Genomic DNA, 12,000 nt, shown 5'->3' with positions numbered 1-12,000 from the left:
GGTCTTACGGGCGCGTGCCGGGCCAATCCGCTGCCAGCAAGCGCCGTGCCGACATGACGCGATGCGCAATAACGTATTGCGCGTCTATGCGTCCGGCTACGGGGCGAGGCGGACGATCGTCCAGCTGCCGTCTGCCTGTTTGCGGTACTCCAGACGGTCGTGCAGGCGCGAAGGGCGGCCTTGCCAGAATTCCAGCCGCTCCGGCAGCAAACGATAACCGCCCCAGTGCGGCGGGCGCGGGGGGGAGTCGCCAAAGCGCTGGCTGTATTCGGCTTCGCGGGCTTCCAGCGTGGCGCGGTCGGGCACTTCGCTGCTCTGCTCCGACGCCCACGCCCCCAACCGAGAGCCTAGCGGCCGCGAGTGGTAATAGGCATCGCTCTCTGCGTCGCTTACTTTTTCGACGATGCCCTGGATGCGTACTTGCCGCTCCAGCCCGATCCAGTGGAACAGCAGCGCAGCGCGTGGGTTAGCGGCCAGTTCCTCGCCCTTGTGGCTGGCGTAATTGGTAAAAAAGGTGAAGCCGCGTTCGTCCAGATTCTTGAGCAGTACAATGCGCGCCGCCGGCTGGCCCTGCGCATCGGCAGTGGCGAGCGTCATGGCGTTGACTTCGGCCACCTCGGCCTTCAGCGCCTCGTCGAACCAGCGTCGGAACTGGCGCAGGGGGTTGGCGTCGACGTCGGCAATGTCGAGCGAAGCGCGGGCGTAATCGGTGCGGATATCGGCAATGGAGGTCATGAGCGTGGCGGATGCAACATGCGAACGGGCCGAGTATAGACAAACATCGGCGGCCGCCGTTTGCGCCTGCGCAAGCACAGGCTGGCACGTTTCACGCTTCGGCGTCTGTTCTGGCGGTCCGCCGTGCGCCGCCTATATTGGCTAGTCAAGGGCGTCAGGCTGGCGCCGCCTGCCATGTTCCCCACAAAAATTTCAACAGGATGTCGAAATGGCCCCCCGTTCCCATTCTCCCGACACCGTCGCCGGCCTGACACGCCGCCAGTGGCTGCAGGGCACGCTGGCGTTGGCTGCGGCCGGGCTGGCGGGCTCGCAGGTGCTGCGTGCGGTCGCCCAGGCCCCGACTGAGTCGCTGGATGCATTCATGGCGTTGTCACAGGCACTGACGGCGCGGCCGGCGCTGGATCGCGGCGTCGGCACGCGGTTGCTGGCGGCGCTGGGCAAATCCAGCGCCGACTTTGCCGCGCAATTGCGGCCACTGGCACAGGCGTTGGCGGCGGGCTCGCTTTCCGATGCGCAGCAGAAGAGCGCGCTGCAGATTCTGGAAGCGTGGTACCTGGGTGTGGTCGACGGCAATGTCGTCACGTACGAGCAAGCGCTGATGTACAGCGTGGTCTCCGACACGCTCGTCATCCGCACGTATTGCCCGAACCAGCCAGGCTTCTGGGCCGAGCCCCCTGTCGAGAGGCAAGTCTGATGGCCGATACCCAACAAGCCGATATCGTGGTGGTGGGCTCCGGCGTGGCCGGGGCACTGGTGGCGTACGAACTGGCGCGCGCGGGCAAGTCGGTGCTGATGCTCGAAGCCGGTCCGCGCCTGCCGCGCTGGGAGATCGTCGAGCGCTTCCGCAACCAGGCCGACAAGATGGATTTCATGGCGCCGTATCCATCCACGCCCTGGGCGCCGCACCCGGAATATGGGCCGCCCAACAACTACCTCGTGCTCAAGGGCGAGCATCAGTTCAACTCGCAGTACATCCGGGCGGTGGGCGGCACGACGTGGCACTGGGCCGCATCGACGTGGCGCTTTTTGCCGAATGATTTCAAGCTGCGCAGCGTGTACGGCATCGCGCGCGATTGGCCGATCCAGTATCAGGATCTGGAGCGCTATTACGGCCTGGCCGAAGAGGCGCTGGGCGTATGGGGGCCGAACGACGAAGACCTCGGCTCGCCGCGCAGCCAGCCGTATCCCATGGCTCCCCCTCCGCTCTCGTTCAATGAGCGCACGATCAAGGAAGCGCTCAATGCGCATGACGCGAGCTTCCACGTGGTGACCGAACCCGTGGCACGCAACAGCCGCCCGTACGACGGTCGCCCGACCTGCTGCGGCAACAACAATTGCATGCCGATCTGTCCGATCGGCGCGATGTACAACGGCATCGTCCATGTGGAAAAAGCCGAGCAGGCCGGCGCGCGGCTGATCGAGAACGCCGTTGTCTTCAAGCTCGAAGTCGGCGCCAACAAGCGCATCGTGGCCGCGCGTTACAAAGACTCGAAAGGCGCCGAGCACCGCGTGGAAGGCAAGTGGTTCGTGCTGGCTGCCAACGGCATCGAAACGCCGAAGCTGATGCTGATGTCGACCAGCCAGGATTTTCCGAAGGGCGTGGGCAACAGCTCCGACATGGTGGGGCGCAACCTGATGGACCACCCCGGCACCGGCGTGAGCTTCTATGCCGACCGCAAGCTGTGGCCCGGCCGCGGGCCGCAGGAAATGACCTCGCTGATCGGCTTTCGTGACGGGCCATTCCGCGCCACGCAGGCTGGCAAGAAGCTGCACCTGTCGAACATCTCGCGCATCGAGCAGGAGACGCAACGCATCTTCAAGGAAGGCAAGCTGATCAAGCCGGCCGAACTCGATGCGCGCATCCGCGACCAGGCCGCGCGCTACGTCCAGTTCGACAGTTTTCACGAGATCCTGCCGCTGCCCGAGAACCGCATCGTGCCGAGCGCGACGGAAGTGGATGCCATCGGCATTCCACGCCCCGAAATCACGTACCACATTGACGACTACGTCAAACGCAGCGCGGTGCATACGCGCGAGGTCTACGCGACGGCAGCGCAGGTGATGGGCGGCACCAATGTCGAATTCCACGACGACTTCGCGCCCAACAACCACATCACCGGCGCGACCATCATGGGTGCCGATCCGAAAGACTCCGTGGTCGACAAGGATTGCCGGACGTTTGATCATCCGAACCTGTTCATCAGCAGCAGTTCCACCATGCCGACCGTGGGCACCGTCAACGTGACGCTGACCATCGCGGCGCTGGCCCTGCGCATTGCTGACCAACTGAAGAAGGAGGCGTGAGATGAAATCGATCGCTTCTTTCTCGATGTTGTTGCTGACCGGCCTCGTGACGAATGCCTGGGCGAAGGACACACCGGCTGACGCTGCGCAGATCAAACGCGGTGAATACCTCGCGATTGTGGCGGACTGTGCGGCCTGCCATACGGCGCCCGGCGGCAAGCCCTTTGCCGGCGGCTTGCCGATGCAGATTCCGATGCTGGGCACCATTTACAGCAGCAACATCACGCCCGATGAGAAGACCGGCATCGGCAAATGGACCTACGAAGAATTCGAGCGCGCCGTGCGAAAAGGCGTGGACGACGACGGCGACAATCTGTATCCGGCCATGCCGTATCCGTCGTACGCGAAGATCAACGATGCGGACATGCGCGATCTCTATGCGTATTTCCACAACGGCGTGACGGCCGTGCAGAACGATCCGCCACCGAGCACGATCCGCTGGCCGCTGAACATGCGCTGGCCGCTCAAGCTGTGGAACCTCGTCTTCCTCAAGAGCGAGCCGTACACCCCGAAGGATGACAAGTCGCCGACGTGGAATCGCGGTGCGTACCTCACGCAAGGCCTCGCACACTGCGGCACGTGCCATACGCCGCGCGGCTTCGCCATGCAGGAGAAGGCACTGGACGAGCGCGGCAGCGGCTATCTTGCAGGCTCAACCCTGGCGGGCTGGACGGCATTCAACATCACGTCGGACCCAACGAGCGGCATCGGCGCCTGGAAGCCTGAACAGCTCGTCCAGTATCTGCGCACCGGCAGCGTGCCCGGCGTGGCGCAAGCCGCGGGGCCGATGGGCGAAGCCGTGCAGCACAGCTTTTCGCGGATGACCATGCAGGACGTCGAGTCCATCGCCGAATACCTGCGCACCGTGCCAGCGGTAAGCAACAACCTTGAACGCGCACGACAGGATTGGGGCAAGCCTGCCACCGATGTGACCGCGCTGCGCGGCAAGCCGATCGAAACCACGATTGACGCCGCGCGCCTGTACCTTGGCAATTGCGCCACGTGTCACCAGGCTGATGGACGTGGCACGCCCGATGGCTATTACCCGCCGCTGCTGCACAACTCAGCGGTCGGCACGCGGGACACGACCAACCTTGTGCAGGTGATGTTGTTTGGCATTGAGCGCAAGGCAGGCGACAAGCACATCGGCATGCCGGCGTTTGGGCGTCAATTGTCCAACGAACAGCTCGCCGCGCTGACGAACTACGTCACGCGCCAGTTTGGCGATCCGGCCACCCCGGCGGTGACGGCGGAGGCCATCGCAAAGCGGCGTTCAGCGAAGTAGCGGCGACGGCAAGTCAGCCGCCGGTCGTGTGCGGGTCGCGCGACGCGGGTGCTGCGGGACGCTGGGGCACAGCGGTCTTGCCCGAGTCGGGCTGTGTCGATTTCAAATTGCCTTCCGGCGTGCGGCCCGGGTTCTTGCTGTGATACGTCTTGCCCGGCGGCGGCGCAGTCGGGCGTTGGCGCACATCGGCGAGCAGCTTGCCGCAGGCGCTCTCCGGTGCAGGCTTGAGCTCAAGCACTGGCAGTACCGCCGCCACCGGCGCCGTCAATGCCAGCGCCACTGCGCCGCCTGCCCGTAGCGCCACGACTGCCGGGTTAATCGACACATCCGGATGCTTGTATGTGCCCTTCACATACAGCGGTGTGCGAAGCGAAAACACGCGCAGCCCCTTCGAATCCGGATGAATGGTGAAGTCCAGCGCTTCCTGCTTGAAGCTCGTCGCGCCGGTCACGTCGATGACGGCATCCTGCGTATCCACCACAAACGTGCGCGCCTGCGCCAGACCATTGCTCACAGCAAAGTCGCCCGCCGCGCAGTTGATGGTGACCTGCTTGTCGCCGAACAGCTTGGTGAGGATCACGTTGCCCACGTTCAGCCCCATGGCTTCCAGGATGAACTTGCTGATGGTGCCTTGCTCCACCAGGATCTTCACCTCGCCGTTGGATGAACCGAGCAGCGCCGCCACCGAGTTGCCCGTGGCTGAGAGCCGCGCATCGCCGTTGATCTCGCCCACGCTGGCGCGCACCGATTCGATCTTCGGGAACAGTTGTTTGATCTTGAAGTGCCGTGCCGCCAGCGCGGCGCGAGCCTGCATGGGCGTGGCGTGTCCGTCGAGCTGGATGGTGGAGGAAAGCGTGCCGCCCGCAATGCCGAAGTTGAGTGGGTCGAGTGTGAGCAGGGCGTCCTGCAGCTTGACGTGCGTAACGAGGTGGTTGATCGGCAGATCTGCTGTGTGGACGATGCGCTCGCCTGTGAACTTCACGTCGGCATCAATGGCGTTCCAGCGATCGGTACGGAAGGGCTCGACCGGCAGCACCTTGTCGGCCGGCTGGCGCACGGTTTTGCTGTCACCTGGGTCGGCGCTCGGGTCGGCGCGCTTGGCCTTGCTGGCGTTGGAGTCGGCACCGATGATTGGCGCGAGGTCGGCGAACAGCAATTGATGCGAAACGAGTTCGCCTGTCAATTGCGGACGGGGCTCGCGCATCGCAAAGGTAAGCGTGCCGCCCAGATCGGAGCCGCCCACGCGGCCCGAGAATTTCTCGTAGCGCCACGTCGATCCTTGCTTGCGCAGTTCACCGATCAGCCGGCCGCGGGTGTCGAACGGCGGCGTATCCGGCAGCACCACGCCGGTCAGCGGATACAACTGCGCCATGCTTGCGCCCGACAGGTGCAGGCGTAAGTCGATGGCCGTCAGGCTGGCGGGGTTGGTGAGCGTGCCTGCCAGGTCGATACGCGTCTTACCGACCGTCACGTCGGCCTGCAGCGGGTAGGGCCGTTGTGCCTCCTGCAGGCGCAGCACGCCACCGGCCTTGCCGCTGCCCTTGATGGTGGCGTTGTTGTAGGTGCCCTTGACCGTCCACGCGATGCCGTAAGGCTGCTGCGGATCCGGCTCCGCCCGCGTCTGCGCGGCGGTATCGGATGCTGCCGTGCCGGATGCAGCCGGCACTCCGCCGGGCTGGTCCGCGCTCTTGATGGCGGTGCCGTTGGCGGCGGTGTATAGCGTCTGGTTGTCGACGGTGTCGATGGCCGCTGTCAGGTGAATGCGCTTGATGTCATCGTCCAGGGCCAGCGAGCCCTTGCTGAAGGCGATCTCGCGCAGGTCCAGCTTCCAGTCCGACGGCTTCTTGTTGTCGCCCTCGCTGCCCGCCAGATCGAACGTCCAGTTGTTGCGGTTCTGCTTGTCGCGCTCCAGCGCAATGGCGGGCGTGTCCAGTGTCACGCTGGGGATGACAATGCGATGCGCCAGCAGCGGCAGCGCTTCCAGCACAAACGTGAGTTGATGGATGGTGGCCACGTTCGGCTGCTTGGCCCAATCCGGGTTTCCGATGGTGATGTCGTTGGCAATCAGTCGTGGCCAGGGCACATATGCACGCCAGCCGGATTCGCCTTCGGGCTTCTTCCACGTGAGCATCAGATCGCCGTTGATGGCGAAGGGGCGCCCGATGGCTTGCGAGACGCGATCATTCAGATACGGCTTTGCGCGGTTCCAGTCGAACGTCAGCACAAAGATGACCGCCGCTGCCACGATGACGACGGGTGTGATGATCAGTCCGAGGGCGAGTTTGCCGGATGTACGCATCGTCTTTTTGTTGGTATTGGCACAAAAATGCGACTGCGCACGTTGATATATAGTTCGGCGCAACCACGATTCAATTGTGTCATGAGCCAAGTAGCAATCAGCGCGCCAGCGCACCCGCCCGTCCTCGATGATGAATACGCACGCCGGTTTGGCGGTGTTGCCCGGTTGTACGGTCCGCAGGCGCTGGAGCGGTTTGCGGCGGCGCACGTGTGCGTGATCGGCATCGGCGGCGTGGGTTCGTGGGTGGCCGAGGCGGCGGCGCGCTGCGGTGTGGGCAAGTTCACCCTGATTGACCTCGATCACATCGCGGTGTCCAACACCAACCGGCAGATTCACGCGCTGGGCGATGCGTATGGCATGGCCAAGGTCGACGCCATGGCCGAGCGCATCCTGCAGATCAATCCGCGCGCCGAGATCAGCCGCATCGATGATTTCGTGACGGTCGAGAACGTCGAAACACTGCTTGGCCATCCGTTCGATTACGTGATCGACGCGATCGATGCGGTGAAGGTGAAGACGGCCATCATCGCGTTCTGCAAACGCACCGGCAAACGCGTGGTGACGTGCGGCGCTGCAGGCGGGCAACTGGACCCGACGCGCATTCGCGTGACGGACCTCTCGCGCACGATTCAAGATCCGCTGCTCGCCAAGGTGCGCGGCAACCTCCGCCGCCAGCATGGCTTTCCGAAAAACCCGAAGTCACGTTTCGGCATCGATGCCGTCTTCTCGGACGAGCCGCTGCGCTATCCCGAACCCGAGCAGCAGGCGTGCGCCGTCGAGTTGCCGGTCGAGTCGAGCCACGCCGGCATCGACGACCTTGCAGCGGCTGGGGATATTGCCGTGGTCAACGCGCCGCCCGCTCCGCAGCCTGCGCAGCAGGGGCCGCAAGGCCTGGCATGCGCGGGCTTTGGCTCGTCCGTCTGCGTGACGGCGGTGTTCGGGATGGTGGCCGCGTCAACGGCGCTGCGTGCGATCGCCGGTGTCTGACGGCGTGCTGCTTGATCGAGGGATGACCTGATCAAGCTTCTCGCGGATGGCGTCGGCATACACGCCCGACCATCCGTCGCGTGGCTGGCTGTTGGCAAAGACCACAAAACCAGGCATGACCGACACGCCGTATCGATCAGCGGTGTGCTGGTTCTCGTCGAAATCCATGGTGACGAATGTGGCGCGTCCGGCGTAGCTCGATTCCATCTGTTCGAGGCTGGCCACGGCGGACTGGCTTGGGTGGCTCCACTCCGCGGCAAAGCACACCACCACCGGGCTGCGTTGCGAGGCGTCGATCACATCGGATTGAAACGAGGCTTCGTTGACGATCTTCATGGGCGCTCCCAGGGTGGAGTGGACGCCCGCGCAACGAAGGCCAGCGGGCAGGGCCACTTTGACTCTAGGCAGCAGACCGCCGGTCGACAACCCGGGTTCAGCCGACGTGCTCGATGTTGCGCACCGCGCTGCCCATTTGCGCCAGGTACGTCGTCATCATGCGGTCCATCACGTCCACATGCTGGGCAAACCACTCTGGCAATTCCGCCACCAGCCGCCGGCCCAGATCCATCTCGCCGGCGGCGGCGCGCTTGCGCACCTCGCGGCACAGCGCCAGCACGTTGTCGTGCTCACCGCGGTGGCAGTGGCGCGGGGGGAAGTCCGCGGCGTCCATCCACGCGTTTTCTTCACCGAAATGGTGCTCGGTGTGGTCGATGAAGGCGTCGAGCGCGGGAATGAACTCGGCGTCCGAGGCATCTGCGATGGCGTTGAGCAGCGCGCAGAATTCGGCGTGGTTGGCGTCGGTGGCGGCGTCTCCTAGTTGGAGCGCCTCGGACCATTCGATCACGGGCATGGCAGGCTGAAGAATTGGATGGGCGAGGCGGTCAGCTTAAGCGACGGCCACCTCACCACAGTTTGACGTCGGGCAAACGTATTAGCCGGCGTCCGGTGCGGGATGCTGCTGAAGCACTTCTACCGCCCGCGTGTATAGCGCCACCGACGGCGCATAGCCACGCCCGATCTGATACAGCGCACCGCCCAGTTCGGCCAGCAAGCTGGGAAAGCCGGTGATGCCCCAGCGGCGCGACAGTCGGAAGTCTTCGCGCGTTTCGTCGCGCAACGCGTCCGTGTCGAACACGGCATCGAAGTGTGCCGCCTCAACGCCATTGGCGAGTGCAACGTCGCGCAGCACGTCGGCTTGTGTGGTGTCGCGGCCTTCGGCGTAGAAGGCGCGCTGGATGGCATGGAAGACGGTGAGCACGCGTTCGTCGTCCTCGGCCCAGTGCTCGCGCGCCATGACGACGGCGCGGCAGGCGGGTTCGGTGTCGTAGACGAAGCCATTGCGGCGTATGGCCGCCTCGGGCGACTGGTCGAACGGCATGCCGCTGCGTTCGGCCACGGCATGCCAGTGGTGCAGGATTTCGTCGCGCTTGTCTGCAGCCATCGGTTCGCGTTGGCCGGGGCGCAGGCCGCCGGTGATGAGCGTGACGGGCACAGGCGCGCCGAGGGTGTCGGCCAGCCGCTTGCGCAGGTCAGCCAACTGCGGGCCGAAACCGTAGCACCAGGAGCACATCGGATCGGCTACGTAGATCAGTCGCATGACGGCTCCTCAATTCAGTTTGGACGCCAGCTGCCGGCGCCAGTGCGATACCGCCTGCGGTGCGTCGCGCATCATGTCGAATACCGAGACCATCGTCTTGCGGGCGAGGTCGTCACGGAATGTGCGATCCCGCTCAACGATGGCGAGCAATTGCTCCAAGGCCGCTTCGTAATCCTTGCCGGCGATGTACTGTTGCGCCAGATCGAGCCGCGCCTGCAGATTGCCGGGCTCCGCTCCCACGACCGTGCGCAGGGCGCCGGCATCGGGCAGCGTATCGGCCCGTTCGGTGGCCTTCAGCCGCGTTTCCAGCGGGGCATAGCGTTCGTCCTGCGGCGCCTTGGGGGAGAGCAGTGCGAATTCGCCCTGCGCGGCATGCACGTCGCCGCTGTCCAGCAACAGGTTCACCAGTTCAAAGCGGGCGGCATCGAAGCCCGGGTCGAATGCCAGTGTGTTCTGGAACGCTTCGCGCGCGTGGGCGGTTTCACCGGCTTGGCTCGCGGCCAGCCCTTCGCGATAGGCGACTTCTGCGGGTTGCGGAATCACGCGGTTCAGGAACGCGCGCAATTGCGCTTCGGGCAAGATGCCGACGAACTGGTCGACGGGTTTGCCATCCACGAACGCCACCACATACGGGATGCTGCGCACGTGGAACTGGGCGGAAAGCTCGGGGTTTTCGTCCGAGTTGATCTTGGCGAGCTTCCATTTTCCGGCGTACTCGGCCTCCAGCTTTTCCAGCATCGGGCCCAATGTGCGGCACGGACCGCACCATGGCGCCCAGAAATCAACGAGCACTGGGACCTGCCGAGAGGTTTCGATCACTTCTTGCGCGAAATTCTGCGAGGTGATGTCGCTCATCGTCGGGATTCTCCTGAGGGGCAATGGCGCCGGCATACGCACCGGCGAGAGGTATCGTGCATTTTACTTGGGGGTGGAGCAGACCGTTTCCAGGCGATCTGCCCGCCTTTTGTCCGCCGCAATAACGTATGTCAGGGCAACGGTTGAAAATAGAACGATCGTTCGGATACCATCCGGTAAAAACAACACACAGATTCACGGAGACATGGCATGACACGACCGCACTTCCAGTTCTGGCCCCGACGTTTGCCGCACAACATCAGCTCGCCGCAAACGAGCCTTTGGTACAACCTGGAAGTGTCTGCCCGACGCTATCCGGACAAGGACGCGATCATCTTCTACGGTCGCCACACCACCTTCCGTGAGCTGCACGACGATGCGGTGGCCGTGGCTGGCTGGCTGCAGCAGGTGGCGGGGGTCCAGAAGGGCGACCGCGTGCTGCTCTATATGCAGAACTGTCCGCAGTTCATGGCCGCGTATTACGGCATCCTGCGCGCTGATGCGGTGGTCGTGCCGGTCAATCCGATGAACCGGCCGGAAGAATTCAAGCATTACATCACCGATGCGGGCGCCGCTACGGTCATCTGCAGCGCAGATCTGGCCGTCAACGTGACCACGGCCAACGCCGAGCTGCCGGAGGCGCAACGCACCAAGCACCTGCTGGTCACGTCGTACGCCGATGCGCTGCCGGCCCAGTACGAATATCCCGAAGATGCCCCCCCCGCGTGGATTACCGCGCAGCATCCGACGCAGCCCGGCGCCGTGGCATGGAACGATGCGCTCGCACAGCGCCTCGTGCCGCGCCCGCACACCGCTGGGCCGGACGACTTGGCGGTGATGCCGTATACATCGGGCACCACGGGCTTTCCGAAGGGCTGCATGCACCCGCATCGCACGGTCATGCACAACGTGGTGGGCGGTTCGATGTGGTCGAGTTCGACCAAGGAAGGCGTGAGTCTGTCGATCATCCCGCTGTTCCACGTGACCGGCATGCAGTACGGCATGAACGCACCGATCTACATGGGCTCCACGGTCGTGATGTTGCCCCGCTGGGACCGCGAGGTGGCAGGACGGCTGATCTCGCGCTACAAGATCACGCATTGGACGAACATTCCGACCATGGTGATCGACTTCCTGGCGAGCCCGCAGCTGGCGGAGTTCGACCTGTCGAGCCTGGCCTACATCGGCGGCGGTGGCGCGGCGATGCCGCAGGCAGTGGCCGAGCGGTTGCTGAAGGATTTCAACCTCGCGTACCAGGAAGGCTACGGCCTGTCGGAAACGATCGCGCCTACGCACAGCAATCCGGCGGATCGGGCCAAGCAGCAGTGCCTGGGCATTCCCGTGTTCAACACCGACGCTCGCATCGTCGATCCGCAGACGCTGCAGGAGCTGCCGATTGGCGAGGTGGGTGAAATCATCGTCAGCGGCCCGCAGGTCTTCCTGGGTTACTGGGGCAAGCCGCAGGCCAGTGCCGAAGTCTTCATCGAATTCGAAGGCAAGCGCTTCTTCCGCACGGGCGACCTCGGCAGGATGGACGAAGATGGCTACTTTTTCCTCACCGATCGCCTGAAACGCATGATCAATGCGTCGGGCTTCAAGGTCTGGCCGGCCGAGGTGGAGAGCCTGCTGTACAAGCACCCCGACGTGCAGGAGGCCTGCATCATCGGCACGCGCGATGCGTATCGCGGCGAGTCGGTCAAAGCGGTGGTGGTGCTCAAGGCCCACGCCAAGGGCAAGACCACCGAAGAGGACATCATCAACTGGGCGCGCGACAACATGGCCGCCTACAAGTACCCGCGCGTGGTGGAGTTTGTGGATGCGCTGCCCAAGTCCGGCACGGGCAAGGTGATGTGGCGCACGTTGCAGGAGCAGGAAAACGCAAGGAACGAAGTGGCCGCGAAACCTGCGGCGGCATAATGAGAAAGGGGCCTCAGTGGC

11 protein-coding genes are annotated in these 12,000 nt (G+C 64.2%); 5 read left to right on the top strand and 6 right to left on the bottom strand.

The genetic code is table 11. The annotated features are described in order from the left end of the window. Positions 1-96 precede the first annotated feature (96 nt). Positions 97-735: a pyridoxamine 5'-phosphate oxidase gene (pdxH, locus tag BG83_RS0108585; RefSeq protein ID WP_024976328.1), complete on the bottom strand. Its 639-nt coding sequence runs from the start codon at positions 733-735 to the stop codon at positions 97-99. A 208-nt stretch (positions 736-943) separates the two neighbouring features. On the opposite strand from pdxH, the gene BG83_RS0108580 reads away from it, so the two are divergent. Genes BG83_RS0108580 through BG83_RS0108570 form a run of 3 tightly spaced genes read left to right on the top strand, consistent with a single transcriptional unit; the run spans position 944 to position 4,324 of the window. Further along, positions 944-1,429 carry a sugar dehydrogenase complex small subunit gene (locus BG83_RS0108580; protein ID WP_024976327.1) on the top strand — a complete coding sequence of 162 codons (486 nt, stop codon included), beginning with the start codon at positions 944-946 and terminating at the stop codon, positions 1,427-1,429. After that, positions 1,429-3,039: a GMC family oxidoreductase gene (locus BG83_RS0108575; RefSeq protein WP_024976326.1), complete on the top strand. Its 1,611-nt coding sequence runs from the start codon at positions 1,429-1,431 to the stop codon at positions 3,037-3,039. The genes BG83_RS0108580 and BG83_RS0108575 overlap by 1 nt, the downstream gene beginning before the upstream one ends. Before the next feature lies 1 nt (position 3,040). After that, complete coding sequence (locus BG83_RS0108570) at positions 3,041-4,324, top strand: cytochrome c (RefSeq protein ID WP_024976325.1); 1,284 nt, start codon at positions 3,041-3,043, stop codon at positions 4,322-4,324. A gap of 13 nt (positions 4,325-4,337) precedes the next feature. Here the strand turns inward: BG83_RS0108570 and BG83_RS0108565 are convergent, their stop codons facing one another. Next, on the bottom strand, positions 4,338-6,623 hold the full coding sequence (locus tag BG83_RS0108565; protein ID WP_024976324.1) for an AsmA family protein: 2,286 nt from the start codon (positions 6,621-6,623) through the stop codon (positions 4,338-4,340). 81 nt (positions 6,624-6,704) lie between these two features. Between BG83_RS0108565 and tcdA the strand changes: the two genes are divergently transcribed. After that, positions 6,705-7,610, top strand: a complete 906-nt coding sequence (gene tcdA, locus BG83_RS0108560) for a tRNA cyclic N6-threonylcarbamoyladenosine(37) synthase TcdA (protein ID WP_024976323.1) — start codon at positions 6,705-6,707, stop codon at positions 7,608-7,610. Here the strand turns inward: tcdA and BG83_RS0108555 are convergent. The 4 genes from BG83_RS0108555 to trxA form a co-directional block, all read right to left on the bottom strand. Beyond that, complete coding sequence (locus BG83_RS0108555; protein WP_024976322.1) at positions 7,578-7,946, bottom strand: thioredoxin family protein; 369 nt, start codon at positions 7,944-7,946, stop codon at positions 7,578-7,580. The genes tcdA and BG83_RS0108555 overlap by 33 nt on opposite strands. A 97-nt stretch (positions 7,947-8,043) precedes the next feature. Continuing rightward, a complete protein-coding gene (locus tag BG83_RS0108550; RefSeq protein ID WP_024976321.1) occupies positions 8,044-8,460 on the bottom strand; it encodes a bacteriohemerythrin in 417 nt (138 codons plus the stop codon). Positions 8,461-8,541: 81 nt separating this feature from the next. Then, the gene (locus BG83_RS0108545) at positions 8,542-9,207 is read right to left on the bottom strand and encodes a DsbA family protein (RefSeq protein ID WP_024976320.1); all 666 of its coding nucleotides are present in this window, start codon (positions 9,205-9,207) and stop codon (positions 8,542-8,544) included. A 9-nt stretch (positions 9,208-9,216) separates the two neighbouring features. Further along, positions 9,217-10,062, bottom strand: coding sequence for a thioredoxin (gene trxA, locus BG83_RS0108540; protein WP_024976319.1), 846 nt, complete (start codon positions 10,060-10,062; stop codon positions 9,217-9,219). A 210-nt stretch (positions 10,063-10,272) separates the two neighbouring features. Between trxA and BG83_RS0108535 the strand changes: the two genes are divergently transcribed. Then, positions 10,273-11,979 carry a long-chain fatty acid--CoA ligase gene (locus tag BG83_RS0108535; RefSeq protein WP_024976318.1) on the top strand — a complete coding sequence of 569 codons (1,707 nt, stop codon included), beginning with the start codon at positions 10,273-10,275 and terminating at the stop codon, positions 11,977-11,979. Positions 11,980-12,000 lie beyond the last annotated feature (21 nt).

Source organism: Ralstonia pickettii (genome assembly GCF_000607165.1).
Taxonomy (GTDB): Bacteria; Pseudomonadota; Gammaproteobacteria; order Burkholderiales; family Burkholderiaceae; genus Ralstonia; species Ralstonia holmesii.
The sequence above is the reverse complement of the archived record's forward strand: the minus strand, read 5'-3'. Positions and strand labels throughout refer to the sequence as shown.